The sequence below is a fragment of the Nocardiopsis trehalosi NBRC 14201 genome, from assembly GCF_001552555.1.
Lineage (GTDB): Bacteria > Actinomycetota > Actinomycetes > Streptosporangiales > Streptosporangiaceae > Nocardiopsis_B > Nocardiopsis_B trehalosi.
On the sequence record NZ_BCRK01000012.1, the window covers coordinates 1 to 16,121 of the forward strand.

General features: G+C 76.4%; 14 protein-coding genes. 7 read left to right on the plus strand and 7 right to left on the minus strand.

All coding sequences use genetic code 11. From position 1 onward, the window contains the following. Positions 1-35: 35 nt before the first annotated feature. Positions 36-2,150, minus strand: a complete 2,115-nt coding sequence (locus NT8_RS03775) for a hypothetical protein (protein ID WP_067964290.1) — start codon at positions 2,148-2,150, stop codon at positions 36-38. A 544-nt stretch (positions 2,151-2,694) separates the two neighbouring features. Between NT8_RS03775 and NT8_RS03780 the strand changes: the two genes are divergently transcribed. Continuing rightward, a complete protein-coding gene (locus tag NT8_RS03780; protein WP_067964292.1) occupies positions 2,695-3,531 on the plus strand; it encodes an SGNH/GDSL hydrolase family protein in 837 nt (278 codons plus the stop codon). A gap of 37 nt (positions 3,532-3,568) precedes the next feature. Here NT8_RS03780 and NT8_RS03785 read toward each other — a convergent pair whose 3' ends face one another. From NT8_RS03785 to NT8_RS03805, 5 genes are all read right to left on the minus strand, one after another. Then, entirely contained in the window at positions 3,569-4,732 is a 1,164-nt protein-coding gene (locus tag NT8_RS03785) for an EAL domain-containing protein (RefSeq protein WP_245646021.1), read from the minus strand. 245 nt (positions 4,733-4,977) lie between these two features. Beyond that, positions 4,978-6,216, minus strand: a complete 1,239-nt coding sequence (gene fabF, locus NT8_RS03790) for a beta-ketoacyl-ACP synthase II (protein ID WP_067964295.1) — start codon at positions 6,214-6,216, stop codon at positions 4,978-4,980. Positions 6,217-6,363: 147 nt separating this feature from the next. Next, complete coding sequence (locus tag NT8_RS03795) at positions 6,364-6,606, minus strand: acyl carrier protein (protein WP_067964297.1); 243 nt, start codon at positions 6,604-6,606, stop codon at positions 6,364-6,366. A gap of 82 nt (positions 6,607-6,688) precedes the next feature. Further along, on the minus strand, positions 6,689-7,642 hold the full coding sequence (locus tag NT8_RS03800) for a beta-ketoacyl-ACP synthase III (protein WP_067964299.1): 954 nt from the start codon (positions 7,640-7,642) through the stop codon (positions 6,689-6,691). Then, on the minus strand, positions 7,643-8,602 hold the full coding sequence (locus tag NT8_RS03805; protein WP_084468625.1) for an ACP S-malonyltransferase: 960 nt from the start codon (positions 8,600-8,602) through the stop codon (positions 7,643-7,645). Positions 8,603-8,839: 237 nt separating this feature from the next. Between NT8_RS03805 and NT8_RS03810 the strand changes: the two genes are divergently transcribed. After that, entirely contained in the window at positions 8,840-10,087 is a 1,248-nt protein-coding gene (locus tag NT8_RS03810; protein WP_067964303.1) for a PucR family transcriptional regulator, read from the plus strand. Between the two features lie 376 nt (positions 10,088-10,463). Further along, positions 10,464-11,327, plus strand: coding sequence for a hypothetical protein (locus tag NT8_RS03815; protein ID WP_067964304.1), 864 nt, complete (start codon positions 10,464-10,466; stop codon positions 11,325-11,327). Between the two features lie 92 nt (positions 11,328-11,419). Here the strand turns inward: NT8_RS03815 and NT8_RS03820 are convergent, their stop codons facing one another. Next, the gene (locus NT8_RS03820; protein WP_067964305.1) at positions 11,420-12,115 is read right to left on the minus strand and encodes a GntR family transcriptional regulator; all 696 of its coding nucleotides are present in this window, start codon (positions 12,113-12,115) and stop codon (positions 11,420-11,422) included. A 247-nt stretch (positions 12,116-12,362) separates the two neighbouring features. Between NT8_RS03820 and NT8_RS03825 the strand changes: the two genes are divergently transcribed. The 4 genes from NT8_RS03825 to NT8_RS03840 all read left to right on the plus strand — a co-directional run bounded on the left by NT8_RS03825 (position 12,363) and on the right by NT8_RS03840 (position 16,078). Then, on the plus strand, positions 12,363-13,616 hold the full coding sequence (locus tag NT8_RS03825; RefSeq protein ID WP_067964306.1) for an NRAMP family divalent metal transporter: 1,254 nt from the start codon (positions 12,363-12,365) through the stop codon (positions 13,614-13,616). Between the two features lie 49 nt (positions 13,617-13,665). After that, a complete protein-coding gene (locus tag NT8_RS03830) occupies positions 13,666-14,433 on the plus strand; it encodes a LamB/YcsF family protein (protein ID WP_067964307.1) in 768 nt (255 codons plus the stop codon). Positions 14,434-14,515: 82 nt separating this feature from the next. Continuing rightward, the gene (locus tag NT8_RS03835; RefSeq protein WP_067964309.1) at positions 14,516-15,121 is read left to right on the plus strand and encodes a 5-oxoprolinase subunit B family protein; all 606 of its coding nucleotides are present in this window, start codon (positions 14,516-14,518) and stop codon (positions 15,119-15,121) included. A 102-nt stretch (positions 15,122-15,223) separates the two neighbouring features. Beyond that, a complete protein-coding gene (locus NT8_RS03840) occupies positions 15,224-16,078 on the plus strand; it encodes a 5-oxoprolinase subunit C family protein (RefSeq protein ID WP_067964311.1) in 855 nt (284 codons plus the stop codon). Positions 16,079-16,121 lie beyond the last annotated feature (43 nt).

The following is a 16,121-nucleotide window of genomic DNA, read 5'->3' on the forward strand; positions in this document are numbered from 1 at the left end:
TGCCTCCACCGGAGGCGCCCCGCGCGCGGCCCGGGTCAGTGCGCGGTCATCAGCACCGGGCGCAGCTCGGCCGCGATGTCGGTGTCGCCGCGCCGGTTCAGCCGGTCGAGCAGGGTGCGCGGGTCGGCGGTGGAGTCCTCGCCGTCCTCGCTGATCCGCCGCGCGATGATCTTCAGCGCCTCCTCGGTGGGCGCCGGCGCGGTGTAGCCGATCAGGTGCAGCGCCCGGCTCGTGGGGCCGTGGTCGCTGAGGTCGGCGGCCGGCAGCCGCCGCGCGTCGAGCCGGTCGCCGTTGACCGTGATGAACACCCGGTCGCCCGGCTGCGCCGACAGCCGGCGCAGCAGCGGGCGCAGCGAGTCGAACGCCGCCTCGTCGCGCCAGACCAGCACCAGCAGGTCGGCGCCCGGCGCGGTCAGGCAGAGCAGCCGGCCCGGCTGCAGCCCCAGGTGCGTGGCGTAGCCCGGCGGCACGGTCACCGGAGCCCCGTTGAGGTGGTCGCCCGTGACGTCCACCCGGTGCCACCAGCGGCCGTCGGGCGCGCGGAAGCACCGCGCCGCCGACGCCACCCGCGGCGCCGGGTCGGGCCGCGGCGCGGCCGCCGCGCCGGGCCGGCGGCGGATCGGCAGCCCGTTGGTGGTGGTCGACCCGGCGACCTCGGGAGCCACCCCGGAATGCCCGCCGAACCCGGCCGCCGGGGCCGGCGCCTCCATCGGCACGGCGGGGTCGACCAGCACGTGGCCGTCGCGGATGCTCACACCCGGCGTGCTCAGCAGCCACGCCCGCAGCGACTGCTGGCGGATGCCGATGCGGGCCAGCCGCAGCCCGGCGTCGGTCAGGCTCGGGGCGTCGCCCAGCATCTCGCGGGTCTGCCAGCGCAGGCGCTGGGGGTCGTCGGAGACCAGCCAGCCGTTGTGCATCCGGCGGTCGGTGAACAGGGTGATGACGACCCGCCACAGCGGCGTCCCCAGCGACGGCACGTCCACCGGGTGGTCGGGGTGCGCGCTGATCAGGTGGTCGATGGTGGTGACGCTGCCGAGCTGCTCGGACAGGTCGGCCAGGTGCTGGGTGATGCCCTCGCCCTCCGGCGAGGCCAGCCACCCCAGCAGCCGCTCCTCGACCGTGCGCTGGGCGTTGCGGATGGCCGCGAGGTCGACGTTGAGCTGGTCGGCGAGGAGCCGGATGCTGATGGGGTCGGCCGCGAACAGGCGCTCGGCGGCGACCATGCGCTCCAGGTCGGCCCAGCCCCGGAACAGCTCCTCCAGCAGGTCGACCAGCGGGTGCCGACCCAACTCGGGCGGCTCGGGCGCCGCGCCGGCGGGGTCGTCGCGCACGCCCTTGGGCGGGCCGAACGCGGGCCGGCGCAGTGTGCGGCCGGGCCCCAGCAGCGAGCTGCGGAACCGCCGGGCCGGCCCCTCGGGGTCGCCCGGCACCGGGGCGGCGGGCGCCTCGGCCGCCGCCTGCTGCTCCTCCTCGCGCTGCGCGCGCAGCGCCCGCAGCGTGCGGATGGCCCGCGTGGCCGGGCTCTGCGGCGCCTCCAGGGCGGGGTCGTCCAGGACGGGCGGCGGCGCGCCGTCGGCGGCGGTGTCGGCCCCGGTGGCGCTGGTCAGGTAGGCCAGCGCGTTGTGCACGTGCTCGGGGGCGGCGGCCGGCATCCAGTTGGCGATGGTGCGCACCGCCTCGACCACGAGCACCGGCGAGGGCGCCGGCGCCCGGCCGGTGTCGCCGGTGAACGGGTGCACGGCGCGCCAGGCGACCGTGCTGGCGATCTCCAGGACGCCGCAGCCCGGCGGCAGCCGCCACGCGGCGATCGCGTCGCAGCTCGCCGACAGCAGGCGGTCCCAGTCGCCCGCGGTGGCCAGCACGGCGCCGCGCACGGGTTCGGCGATGTCGTCCAGGTCGACCCGCACGGCGCGCAGCGCGGGCAGGAACTCGCCGAGTTCCAGGTGGCCCCACTGCTCGGCGGCGAGCCGGGCCAGGGCGTTGGCGAGCCAGGTGGGGCCGGCGAGGTCGAGGACGCGGGGGAGCGGCAGCGACCGCCACCAGCCGTCGAGGAGGCGGGCGTGGCGCAGCACCGGGCCGACGGCGGCGGGATCGCTCCAGCGCAGCGCGGGCGCGAGGTCGGTGAGGCAGATCGGGGAGACGGCGTTCATCTGCGGAAGACCTCGACCTCCAGGCATTCGGCTCGTGAACAGGGGCGAACCGCACGGGCATTCGGTCAGTGCCCACCACACTACGTCCACGTCGCCGGGGCCGGGGGCAGGACGGCCGTCCCGGTCGCGACCGGTCGGCGCAGCGGTGCGCGCTTCCCCGAGATCGTACGTGCGACCGGCCACTCTGGGTAGACCCGGGTGGGCGAAATACGTGCCGGTGACCGCACCGGCGCCGGGGCCGGCGGCGGCCGGGCGCGGTGCCGCGGGGACAGCCCGCGTCCGGCCGTGACGTCGCACACACGCGCGGGGCCGGGCCCGGCCCGCCGCCGCGGCCGCGGTGACCGGGGGCGGCCGCTCCCGCACCGCCCCGTCGTCGGTGCGCGGCGGTATGCTGGGCCGCGTACGCCGTGTTCGTGCCTGTCCCCGCCGACTCCGGTCCCCGGGTGGTGCCGAAGGTGACCGCGGCTCCTGTGAGCACCCCCGCGTCCCCCGCCGCACCCCCGGTCGGCCGGGCGCCGGCGGCCGAGTTGCATGATTGGTTGACGTGACTGACCTGGAGATGAATCCCCCTGGAGGCGCTCAGGCGGAGAGCCCGGCGGTCATTCGCTCGTACGTCGCGATCGGTGACAGCCTGACCGAGGGCCTCGACGACGTCGGCCCCGACGGCGAGTACCTCGGCTTCGCCGACCGGCTCGCCGCGCACCTCGGCTCCTTCGCCCCCGACTTCCGCTACGCCAACCTGGCGGTGCGCGGCCGCCGCGTCCGGCACATCTTCGGCGAGCAGCTCGACCAGACCCTCGCGGCCGCCCCCGACCTCGTCACCGTGCACGCCGGCGGCAACGACGTGCTGCGCCCCGGCACCGACCTCGACGCGCTGGCGGCCGAGGTCGAGGCCGGCATCACCCGGCTGCGCGCCGCCGGCATCCGGGTGGTCATGCTGTCCGGGCACGACACCGGCTGGGTGCCCGTGCTGCGCATCTACCGGGGCCGCATCGCGGTGTTCAGCATGCACCTGCGCGCCATCGCCGAGCGCTCCGGCTGCGACATCGTCGACCTGTGGTCCATGGGCGCGCTCAACGACCCCCGCGCCTGGAGCGTCGACCGGCTGCACTTCAATGCCGACGGCCACCGCATCGTCGCCGCCCGCATCGCCGAGATCCTCGGCCTGCCCATGGGCCCGCGCGACGTGTGGGCGCGGCCCTGGGACACCCCGCCCGCGCGGCTGCCGCGCATCCTGCGCCGCCGCGAGAACCGCAAGTGGGCGCGCGAGCACCTGGTGCCGTGGCTGAGCCGCCGCGCCCTGGGCCGGTCCTCGGGCGACGGCCGGCTGCCCAAGCGCCCCGACCTGCTCCCGCTGCTTCCCCCCGCCGACACCGACTGACCCGCGCGGCCGGCCCGCGCCGCGCGCCCCGGCGGCCTCAGCCGCGCGCCAGGCTGCGGATGAGGTCGCCGACGTGCACGATGCCCGTGCACTGGCCGAACTCGTTGACCGTCACCAGGTCGTCGTAGACCCGTTCGCGGTCGCTGCCCGCCGCCCGCAGCGCCGGCATGGCCCGCACCCCGCGCGGTACCGTCCGCGGCGGGTCGGCCAGCCGCCGCGCCGGCCGCTTGGCGTGCAGCGCGTGCCCGTAGGGCCCGGTGATGGCGAGCAGGAAGCGGGCCCGGTCGATCAGCGCGAGCGGCCGCTCGGCGTGGTCGATGAGCACCACGCTGTTCAGCGCGGTGTCGTTGGTGAACGCGTCGAGGACCTCCTCGGCGGTGGCCTCGGGCGGCATGGCCACCGGCGGCAGCGCGAACTCCGCCACCGCCGGGCCCTCGTCGCCGCCGGACCCGGCGGCCGAGGCCACCGCGGCGTCCGGAACGGGGCGGATGCGGTCGCCCGGCTGCCAGGTGTCGTCGGCGAACAGCGGGCCGTGGGCCAGCCGGATGCCCAGCTCCCGCAGGCGCACCACCTGCTGTACCGACGCCACCCCCGCCGCCAGCGGGAAGGTGCCGGTGCCCCGGCCGATGCGGGCCAGCCCGTCGACCACCGCCGTGCGGCGGTCGTCGCCGGGGACGCCCGAGGTGATGTCGGGGTCGATGCGCACCAGGAACGGGTCGGCGTCCAGCAGCAGGTCCGGGGCGATCGCGGAGGTGCCGAACGCGCACCGGAACCCCAGCTCGCGCACGCGGGCGATGCCCCGCACCAGCGCCCGCCGGGGGAGCGCGCCGACGTCGGCGCCGAGCATCAGGGTGACGTCGCGGGGCCGCCGGCCCGCCCGCCGCAGCCCGTGCTCGACCATCCGGAACACGTCGGGGTCGGCGGCGGCGACGGTGGCGCCGCGCATGGGCAGGACGAGCGGCAGCAGCGACTCCAGCTCGGTGACCCGGCGGGTCAGCCGCGCCAGCCGCTCGGCCTGCGCCGCGGGGTCGTCGGGGCCGGCCGCCGGGGTCTCGACCTCGACGGCCAGCACGGCGCCGGAGTCGAGGTCGACGACGGGCCGGTAGAGGGGGGTGTCACCGGAGCCGCCCGCCCGGACGTCGCTCCGGGCGGTGCCGTGGTCGGGGGTTATGCCGTCGGACGCGAGGGACTGGGGAGACACCCCTCCATCTTCACCCGCGCGTCGTCGCGGTGTCAGGGGACATGGTGTCGAGTTTCCGCGAACTTCGCCACCCCGCCCGCGGCCGTTCATCGCCCGCCGTCGACCGGCCGTGGCACGATGTGCCTGGTCAGACACGTGTGGTGCGGGCGGGGGGACCAGGTCGCACCACACGTCGCCGTGCCCGGACGCCGACGGCCGCGCCCCCGGGGGGACGCGGCCGTGCGGACCTGCGGAAACGCCGCCCGCTAGACGCGGCGGAACGCCAGCGCGATGTTGTGGCCGCCGAAGCCGAACGACTCGTTCAGCGCGGCGACGGCGTCGGCGGGCATGTCGCGCACCTTGTCGCGGACGATCTCGACCTGGACGCCGGGGTCGAGGTTCTCGATGTTGATGGTGGGCGGGATGACGCCCTCGTGCAGGGCCAGCACGGTGGCGATGGACTCGACGGCCCCCGCGCCGCCGAGCAGGTGCCCGGTCATCGACTTGGTGGAGCTGACGGCGACCCGGTCGGCCGCGTCGTCGCCCAGCGCGGTGCGGATGGCCACGGTCTCGCCGACGTCGCCCGCCGGGGTCGAGGTGGCGTGCGCGTTGACGTAGGCGATGTCGGCCGGCTTGAGGTCGGCGTCGGTGAGCGCCGCGGTGATGGCGCGCGCCTGGCCGGCGCCGGCCGGGTCGGGCTGCACGATGTCGTGGGCGTCGTTGCTGTAGCCGGCGCCGGCCGCCACCGCGTAGACGCGGGCGCCGCGGGCGCGGGCGTGCTCGGCGGACTCCAGGACGACGATGCCGGCGCCCTCGCCCATGACGAAGCCGTCGCGGTCGACGTCCCAGGGACGGGCCGCGCGCTGCGGGTCGTCGTTGCGGGTGGACAGGGCGCGCATCGACGCGAACGAGGCGATGTTCAGCGGGTGGATGGCGGCCTCGGTGCCGCCGGCGATCACCACGTCGGCGCGGCCGTCGCGGATCATCCGGATGGCGTCGGCGATCGCCTCGGCGCTGGAGGCGCACGCGCTGACCGGGGAGTGCGCGCCGGCGCGGGCGGTGAACTCCAGGGCGACGGCGGCCGCGGGGCTGTTGGGCATCAGCATCGGCACGGTGAACGGCGAGACGCGCTGCCAGCCGCGCTCACGGAACGTGTCGTACTGCTCCAGGATGGTGAGGATGCCGCCGATGCCGCTGGACACCACGGCGCCCAGGCGCAGCGGGTCGACCTCGGGCGTGCCGGCGTCGGCCCACGCCTCCTGCGCGGCGATCAGCGCGAACTGCTGGGTCCGGTCGAGCCGGCGCAGGCGCTGGCGCGGCAGCTTCTCCTTGGGGTCGACCGCCGCGTGGCCCGCGAAGCGCACGGGCAGCGCCTCGGCCCAGTCCTCGGTGATGGCCGTGATGCCGGACCGACCTTCGAGCAGCGCGGACCAGGTCGTGGCGACGTCACCCCCCAGCGGGGTGGTGGCGCCGAGGCCAGTGACGACGACTTCGGTGGTACTCATTGGCCTGATCGCCCTTCTCGTCTCGTGGTCGGGCCCGGTGCGGGGCCGGGGGGTGGTGCGGATGGGGCCGGGAGGGTGCGGTGCGCCGGCCGCGGCCCGCCGCGCGCCGGGGCGCGCGGGGCGGCGGTCGGCGCACCGCGGCGCGCCCTACTTCTGGATGAAGTTGATGACGTCCTGGACCGTCTTCAGGTCCTTGAGCTGGTCGTCGGGGATCTCGACGCCGAACTTGTCCTGCGCGGCGACCGCGATCTCGACCATGGAGAGGGAGTCGATGTCGAGGTCGTCGACGAAGTTCTTGTCGGGGGTGACCTCGTTGGCCGGGACGCCCGCGATCTCGTCGATGATGTCGCCGAGGCCGGCCAGGATGTCCTGCTCAGTGTGGGTGGCCATGGAAAACTACTCCTGATTTCTTCTCGATGTCGTGACGCCGCGGGGCCGGGGCGCGGGCGCCCCGGACGTGGTCCGCGGTTGACTAGGGGATCTGCAGCACCTGGGCCGCGTAGGTCAGCCCCGCGCCGAACCCGAGGGTCAGTACGGTGCTCCCCGAGGGCAGCTCGCCGCGGCCGACCATGCGCGACAGCGCGAGGGGGACGGAAGCGGACGAGGTGTTGCCCGCGGTGACAATATCGCGGGCGATGATCGCCTGCGGCGCCCCGAGCTTGCGGGCGATCGCCTCGATGATGCGCAGGTTGGCCTGGTGCGGGACGAACGCGGTCAGCTCGGTGGGGGCGACCCCGGCCCGCCGCAGCGCCTCCAGCGCCACGTCGGCGAGTTCGGTGGTGGTCCACCGGAACACGGCCTGGCCGTCCTGGTACAGGTACTTGTTCTCGCGGAGGAAGATCTTCTCGGCGCGCTCGCCGGAGCTGCCCCACACCACCGGGCCGATGCCGGGGGTGTCGGCGGCCGACACCACGGCCGCGCCGGCGCCGTCGGCGAAGATCACGCAGGTGGACCGGTCGTCCCAGTCGACCCACTCCGAGAGCTTCTCCGAGCCGATCACCAGCACGTTGCGGGCCGACCCGCCCCGCACGGCGTCGGACGCCACGCCCAGGGCGTAGCAGAACCCGGCGCAGGCGGCGTTGACGTCGAAGGCGCCCGGCGCCCGGATGCCCAGCCGCGCGGCGACGCTGGCGGCGGCGTTGGGGATCTGGTCGGTCTGGGTGCACGTGGCGACGATCACCAGGTCGATGTCGTCGGGGGAGACGCCGCCGGCGGCCAGCGCCTTGCCGCCCGCCGCGACCGCCATGCTGACCACGGTCTCCTCGGGGCCGGCGATGCGGCGCTCGCGGATGCCGACACGGGACCGGATCCACTCGTCGGAGGTATCGACCCGTTCGGCGAGGTCGTCGTTGGTGACGACGTTGCTCGGCTGGTACTCGCCGAGTGCGACGACGCGTGCGCCGCCCGCCGCGGGGGACAGGTTCATTCAGGCACGACCTTCCGAGTCGACAGCGGTGCTGCCCGCGTGTTCCTTGATGAGCTCGCGTGCCGCGTCGAGGTCGTCGGGGGTCTTGACGGCCAGCCGCTCGACGCCGCGCAGGGACCGCTTGGCCAGCCCCACCAGGGTTCCGGCGGGGGGCAGCTCGATGAGCGCGGTCACCCCGAGGTCGGCCAGGGTCTGGGTGCAGGCGTCCCAGCGGACCGGGGAGCTGATCTGGGAGACCAGCCGGTCGAGGTACTCGCGGCCGTCCGCCACCACCGCGCCGTCGCGGTTGGACAGCAGCCGGGTCCGCGGGTCGGCGGCCTCGGTGGTGGCGGCCACCGCGCGGACGCGCTCGACGGCCGGCGCCATGTGGCGGGTGTGGAACGCCCCCGCGACCGAGAGCGGGCGCAGGCGGGCCCCGGCGGGCGGGGCCTCCGCGAACGCGGCGAGCTGCTCGGTGGTGCCGGCGGCGACGAACTGGCCGGAGCCGTTGTCGTTGGCGGCGGTCAGCCCGGCGGTCTCGATGGCGGCCAGGACGGTGTCGCGGTCGCCGCCGAGGACCGCGGTCATGCCGGTGGCGGTGGCGGCCGACGCCTCGGCCATGCCGCGCCCGCGCTCGGCGACGAGGGCCAGCGCGGCCTCGGGGGAGAGCACCCCGGCCACGCCCGCCGCGGTGAACTCGCCGACGCTGTGCCCGGCGACCGCGTCGGCCGAGGCGGGGGCGTCGGCCAGGTCGCCGAAGAGGGCGGTGGCGGCGGCCAGCCCGGCGCCGACGAGCAGCGGCTGGGCGACCGCGGTGTCGCGGATCTCCTCGGCGCCGGCCTCGGTGCCGACGCGCGCGAGGTCGAGCCCGGCGACCTCGGACCAGCGCGCGAACCGGTCGGCCATGCCGGGGAGTTCGAGCCATGGGGCGAGGAATCCGGGGACCTGGGCGCCTTGGCCGGGAGCAACGATTACAAGCACGACATCCACCTTGCCCTGTAGAACATCACCAGCTTGATGCGGACAAGCACGAAGTTTAGAAGGCGGCGTTTGTCGGAGACCTACAAGATGGGTGGTTCTCGGCGCCGATCGGGTGGGACACGTCACGTTGCGGCCGCCGGGGGAGGGTTCGGCGACGGCGCGGTGACCGACGGTGACGTGCGGGCGGCGGGTGGCCGCGTCGTTTCCGCACGTCGCCTGATGCCACCCTAGGGAGGTGTGAGCACACAATCGGAGGAGCCGCGCGGGGCCGCGGCCGAAGGCGCCGACCACGGCGACGCCGTGCGCGCCGAGACCGTGCAGCGGCTGGAGCGCGCCATGGGCACACTCGGCACCGCCGCCGTCGCCCGGATGGAGAGCCGGCTGTCCTGGTTCCGCCGGATGTCGGCGGCCGACCGGTCCTGGGTGGGGCTGGTGGCCCAGTCGGGCGTCGCCGCGTTCGTGGACTGGTTCCGCGACCCCGGGCGGGGCCGGCCGCCCATCACCGTCGAGGTGTTCGGCACCGCGCCGCGCGAACTCACCCGCTCGGTCACCCTGCAGCAGACCGTCGACATGATCCGCGTCGTCATCGACGTGGTCGAGAACCAGGTCGAGGAGCTGGCCGCGCCCGGCGGGGAGCAGCAGCTGCGCGAGGCCGTGCTGCGCTACACCCGGGAGGTCGCGTTCAGCTCGGCCAAGATCTACGCGCGCGCCGCCGAGGCGCGCGGCGCGTGGGACGCCCGGCTGGAGGCGCTCGTGGTCGACGCGCTGCTGCACGGCGACCGCGAGGAGGGCCTGGAGACCTGGGGGTCGGCGCTGGGCTGGTCGCGCACCCCGGTCGTCGCCATCGCCGGGGGCCTGGGCGGCCAGGACCGCGACAGCGTCCTGGAGGACCTGCGGGCCGCCGCCCGCCGGGGCGGCCACGACGTCATCGCCGGGGTGCAGGGCGAGCGGGTGGTGGTGGTCCTCGGCCTGGCCGAGAACACCGCCGCCGACGACGGCGGCGCCCGCATGCGCGCCGCCGAGCCGCTGGCGGACACGTTCGGGTCCGGTCCGGTCGTCGTCGGCCCCCCGGTGGCCGACCTGCGCGCGGCCGGCGGCTCGGTGCGCGCCGCCGTCAGCGGGCTGCGCGCCGCCGTGGCCTGGCCCGACGCGCCCCGCCCGGTGGCCGCCGAGGACCTGCTGCCCGAGCGGGCCCTGGAGGGCGACCCGGCGGCCCGCCACCAGCTGGTCGAGCTGATCTACCGGCCGCTGCTGGGGGCCGGCTCCCCGCTGCTGGACACGCTGTCGGTCTACCTGGAGCACGCCTCCTCGCTGGAGTCCACCGCGCGCATGCTGTTCGTCCACCCCAACACCGTGCGGTACCGGCTGAGCCGCATCGCCGAGCTGACCGGGCACCTCCCCTCCGACGGCCGGGGCTCGTTCGTGCTGCGCGTCGCGGTGACGCTGGGGCGGCTGTCGGAGCGGGCGGGCACGGCCGGGCGGTGACCGGTCGGCCGCGCCCCGCCCGGCCGCGCACCGCGCGGGCGATCGGGGAACTCCGGGCCGCCGCGGGGAGTTAGCGGGGAGGGGGATCGGGGAGGGTACCGGACGGGTCCGACCGCCGTGCGGTCCCGCGCGGAGCCCGACCGTCCCGCCGGGAAACCCGCCGCCGCGGCGCGACAACCCGAGGGCGTCCCCGCGCGTCCAGCCTGTGGGGGATCACCCGGTGTGCGAACACCGAAAAGCGGATAACGTGTGCGGTGAGCGATCCGTCACGACCCGTACGGGTGCCGAGGTCGCGCGGCCGTGCGCGGTGCCCGGAGCGGGCCGGGGATCCCGACAGCGAACCGGTCGTTCAGTGCGCGATTGTTTGGGGGGTGGCATGGCCGTGGTGGTCGTCGGTGCCAAGAGGTGGTTCGAGAGATTGTCGGCGGCGGTGCACCGTCCCACCGAGGCCGGGCGGCTCTGGCGCCAGGTGCTGTTCTTCCTGCCGGCCCCGCTGCCGGTGCTCGCCGTGGTGGCGCTCATCGTCGGCGGCGACTGGTCGGCGCCGGGGGTGACCATCCTGCTGTCGGGCTCGGTGGCGGTGGCGTCGCTGCTGCTGGCGGTGGTCGTCCAGCCCACGCCGCTGCCCGAGGGCCTGTCCGCCGAGGCGTCGGTGCGCCGGTCGCTGCACCGGTTCCGGCAGATCACCGCGCTGCGCATCGCGCTGGCGCTGACCCCCGTGGCCGTCGGCGCCGGGGCCTCGATCGCCGGCGGCGGCCTGTTCCCCCTCGCCGCGGCGCTCGTCCTGGCCTGGCCGCAGCTCGTGCTCGCCTCCCCGATCTTCTTCACCATCACCCGCGCCCGCCGCGCCATGGAGGCGTGGGGCACCAAGGCGTACCTGTGGGCGGCCCTGGCCCAGCCGGCGCCCGTCACCTGGCCGGTGGTCACCGCCGCCGCGGCCCGCTACCGCGAGTGGAGCGCGGCCCGCCGGGGGACCGCCCCGGTCGCCGAGGACACCGGCGGCTCCGCCGCCGCCGACGACGAGGCCGACCCCGCCGCCGCGGCCGCGGTCGACGCCACGGGCCTGCCCGAGCGGCTGGCCGTGCCCAGCGCCGAGCCCCGCGTCGAGCCCGCCCACCTCATCCCCGGCTTCCCGCTGGCGGGCGGCGCCCGCCCGGCGCGGCCGATCCTGCGCAGCGGCGCGGCCCGGCGCAAGGCCCGCCCGGCCCGGCCGGCGCCGCGCCCCAAGGCCAAGAACTAACCGGGTCGGCGCCCCGCCGCCCTCGCCGCCTTCCGGGCCCCGCGGTCGCGACCGCGGGGCCCGCGGCGTGCGCGCGTCCGGGTGGTCCGGGCTCAGCCGGTGCCGAGGGCGGTGAACGCGTCGAGGAGCTGGCGCTCGGCGTCGTCGAAGTAGACCGCGAGCGCGTCGGCCGCCGCGCCGTGCCGCCCGGCCGCCAGCAGCCCGGAGATCTCCCGGTTGCGGTCGAGGTAGGGGGCGTGGAAGTCGCGGGGCGCCGCCATCACGTGGAAGACCAGGCGCAGCTCGGCGAGCAGCTGGCGCATGGTCTCGTCGGCGCGCGGGCTGCCCAGCAGGGCGCCCACCGCGCGGTGGAAGTGCATGTTGGCGGTGCCGATGCCCCACCAGTCGCCGCGCTCGCGGGCGGCCTCGCCCGAAGAGACCGCCTCCTGCACCGCCGCCACCGCGCCGGGCGGGGCGTCCGCGGCGCCCCGCAGCGCCGCCAGCTCCAGGGCGCGCCGGAACCGGAACAGGTCGGCGACGTCGTCGGCGTCCGGCTTGGCGACCGACACCCCCCGGTTGAACTCGTGCACCAGCAGCCGCTCGTGGCCGAGGAGGCGGAACGCCTCCCGCAGCGTGTTGCGGGAGACGCGGAACTTGCGGCTGATGCGCTCCTCGGACAGCCGGGTGCCGGGGGCCAGGGCGCCGTCGATGATGTGTCCGCGCAGCATGTCCGCGACCCGCTCGACCGTGCTGGAGCGCTCCAGTGCCACGTCGGGAAGCCGGTCGATCCAGTCGCCCGCTGTCGCCACACCCACTCCTCGGTTCCGCGTCGCCGGACGGCACCCGCCCGCCCCCATTGTCCCGGATCGCGGTGCGGCGCCGGAGGTGCGGGTGGGCGCGGCCGCGCGCGGGGGCGGTGGCCGCCTCACCCCGGCGCCACGCGTTCTTTACCTCGGGAGACGTGGAGGAAATCGGGGGATTGAAGTATTGTTCCACAATCCAACGACAAAGTGGTCGCGGTCACCCCCATCCCCCTCTCCACCCGCGGAGGACAGCATGAGTCGGACCCCCGAGACCCCCGGCGCGCCGCCGCGCCCGCGGGCGCGGCGCGTCTTCCTGAGCAGCGGCCTGCTCGGCGCCATGTTCCTGATGGCCACCAGCGCCATCGGCCCCGGATTCATCACCCAGACCACGAACTTCACCGCGACGCTCGGCGCCACCTTCGCGTTCGCGATCCTCGCGTCGATCCTCGTCGACATCGCCGTCCAGCTGAACATCTGGCGGGTCATCGGCGTGGCCGACGCGCGCGCCCAGGACCTCGCCAACCGGGTGCTGCCCGGGGCCGGCTACGTCCTCGCCGCGCTCATCGTCTTCGGCGGGCTCGTCTTCAACGTCGGCAACATCGCCGGCACCGCCCTGGGCCTCGACGCCCTGGCCGGGGTGGACGTCAAGATCGGCGGCGCTGTCTCCGCCGTCATCGCGATCGCCCTGTTCCTCATCAAGCGGGCGGGCGCGGCCATGGACCGCATCCTCATCGTGCTGGGCCTGCTGATGATCGGCATGACCCTCTACGCGGCCGCCGTCTCCGACCCGCCCATCGGCGAGGCGCTGCGCCAGTCGGTGCTGCCCGACCGGCTCGACGGTGACGTCTTCCTCGCCACCGTCACCATCATCGGCGGCACCGTCGGCGGCTACATCACCTACGCCGGCGCGCACCGGCTGGTCGACGCGGGCCTGGGCGGCCCCGACAGCGTCAAGCAGGTCACCCGCACCTCGGTCACCGGCATCCTCGTCACCGGCCTCATGCGCATCCTGCTCTTCCTCGCCGTCCTCGGCGTGGTCACCGGCGGCGCCGCCATCCTCGACGCCCCCAACCCCCCGGCCGAGGCGTTCACCCAGGCCGCCGGCGAGGTCGGGCTGCGCCTGTTCGGCGTCATCATGTGGGCCGCCGCCATCAGCTCGGTGATCGGCGCCTCCTACACCTCGGTGTCCTTCGTCGCCACCTTCCACCCCTGGCTGACCAAGTACCGCTCCTGGCTGGTCGCCGCGTTCATCGCGGTCTCCGCCGCCATCTACCTGATGCGCGGCGAGGCGCCGACGACCCTGCTCATCCTCGCCGGGGCCATCAACGGGCTCATCCTTCCCGTCGGACTGGGCATCATGCTCTGGGTGGCGGCGCGCCGCACCCGCGACCTGATGCACGGCTACCGGTACCCGCGGTGGCTGCTCGCCGTCGGCGTCGCGGCCTGGCTGCTCACCGTCTACATCGCCGCGAACTCGCTCACCGGCATCGCGGACCTCTGGCAGTGACCCCGCCGGCGGCCTCCGGGCCGCCGGCCCGACCCGCAAGGAGCCGGGCGTGCGCATCGACATCAACTCCGACCTCGGCGAGAGCTTCGGCCGCTGGGAACTCGGCGACGACGACGCGCTGCTGTCCATCGTGACCAGCGCCAACGTCGCCTGCGGTTTCCACGCCGGCGACCCCACCGTGCTCCGCCGCACCTGCGAACGCGCCGTCGAGCGCGGCGTCGCCATCGGCGCCCAGGTCGGCTACCGCGACCTCGCCGGGTTCGGCCGGCGCTTCATCGACGTCGCGCCCGAGGACCTCGCCAACGACGTCGTCTACCAGATCGGCGCGCTCGACGGCTTCGCCCGCATCGCCGGCGACCGCGTCCGTTACGTCAAACCGCACGGCGCCCTGTACAACGCCATCGTCCACCACGAGGAGCAGGCCGCCGCCGTGGTCGAGGCCGTCCGCGCCTACGACCCCGCCCTGCCGGTCCTGGGCCTGCCCGGGTCGGCCTGGCTCGACCTCGCCGCCAAGGCCGGGCTGCGCACCGTGCGCGAGGCGTTCGCCGACCGCGCCTACACCCCCGAGGGCACCCTGGTCTCGCGCCGCGAACCCGGGGCGGTGCTCGACCGGCCGGCCGAGATCGCCACCCGCTGCCTCGACATCGTCCAGGGCCGCCCCGTCACCGCGATCGACGGCACCCCGGTGCGCATCGAGGCCGACTCGCTGTGCGTGCACGGCGACAGCCCCGGCGCGGTGCGCATCGCCCGCGCCGTCACCGACCGCCTCGTCTCGGCGGGCGTCCGCGTCGCCCCGTTCACCGGGGACGGCGCGTGACCCCTCCGATCGCGCCCGTAGGGCCGCGCGGGGCGCCCCCGGGCGGCCGCGCGGCCGCCGCGCGCCGCGCGGGAGGCCGGGCGTGAACGTCCTGCCCTGCGGCGACACCGGCGTCCTCGTCGAGGTCGCCGACCTCGACGCCGTCCTCGCCCTCCAGGCCGCGCTCGCCGACGACCCGCCCCCGGGCGTCACCGAGGCCGTCCCCGCCGCCCGCACCGTGCTGCTGCGCACCGCCCCCGGGGCCGACCCCGCGGCCGTCGCCGCCGCCGTCCGCCGCCTGCGCCCCCGGCCCGGCCGGCGGGCCGGGGGCGAGGAGATCACGCTCGACGTCCACTACGACGGCGCCGACCTCGCCGACATCGCCGCCGCCACCGGCCTCACCGAGCGCGAGGTCGTCACCGCCCACACCGGGGCGGCGTGGACGGTCGCCTTCTGCGGGTTCGCGCCCGGCTTCGGCTACCTCGTCGGCGACGACCCGCGGCTGCGGGTGCCCCGCCGCGCCGAGTCGCGCACCCGCGTCCCGGCGGGCGCGGTCGCGCTCGCCGGCGAGTTCACCGGGGTCTACCCGCGCAGCTCCCCGGGCGGCTGGCAGCTCCTCGGCCGCACCGGCGCCGACATCTGGGACCTCGACCGCGACCCGCCGGGCCTGCTGCGCCCCGGTGTGCGGGTGCGCTTCCGCGAGGTGTGACCGCGCCGCGCCCCCGCCCACCGGGGGCGCGGCATCCGACCCGCGGCCGGCCCGGCGCGGCCGCCGCGGCAGAGCCGCGACAGAGAGGGGTGGGGCGCGCCGATGGCAGCCCTGGAAGTGCTGGAGACCGGACCGCTGACGACCGTGCAGGACGCGGGGCGGTTCGGGCACGCGCGGCTCGGCGTCGGCCGGTCGGGGGCCGCCGACGCCGCCTCCTACGCGCTGGCCAACCGGCTGCTCGCCAACCCGCCCGGCGCCGCCGCCCTGGAGGCCACCCTGGGCGGGCTGCGCGTGCGGGCGCGCGGCGCCCTCACCGTCGCCGTCACCGGCGCGCCCTGCCCGGTCACCGTCGACGGCAGCGGCGCCGCCTGCGACACCGTCCTGCACCTCGCCGACGGCGCCGAACTCCGGCTCGGCCCGCCGGCCCGCGGCCTGCGCAGTTACCTCGCCGTGCGCGGCGGCGTCGACGTCCCGCCGGTCCTGGGCTCCCGCAGCACCGACACCCTCGCCGGGCTCGGCCCCGACCGCCCGGTCCCCGGCACCGTCCTGCCCGTCGGCCCGCCGCCCGCCGCCTTCCCCGTCCTCGACCAGGCCCCCGTCGCGGCGCCGCCGGAGGGCGACCTGCGGCTGCGCGTCGTGCTCGGCCCCCGCGACGCCTGGTTCACCGCCGACGCCCTGCGCACCCTGCTCGGCTCCGCCTACACCGTCACCGACCGCAGCGACCGCGTCGGCGCCCGGCTGGCCGGACCCCCGCTGCCGCGCCGCACCGCCGGCGAACTCCCCAGCGAGGGCATGGTGCCCGGCGCGCTCCAGGTGCCGCCCGACGGCGAACCCGTCCTGTTCCTCGCCGACCACCCCGTCACCGGCGGCTACCCCGTCATCGCCGTGGTCGCCGCCGCCGACGTCGCCCGCGCCGCCCAGGCCCGCCCCGGCACCCGGCTCCGCTTCCACTGCTGAGCGCCGCCCGCCCCGGACAGCGGAGAGGCCCGCGGCGCGGTGC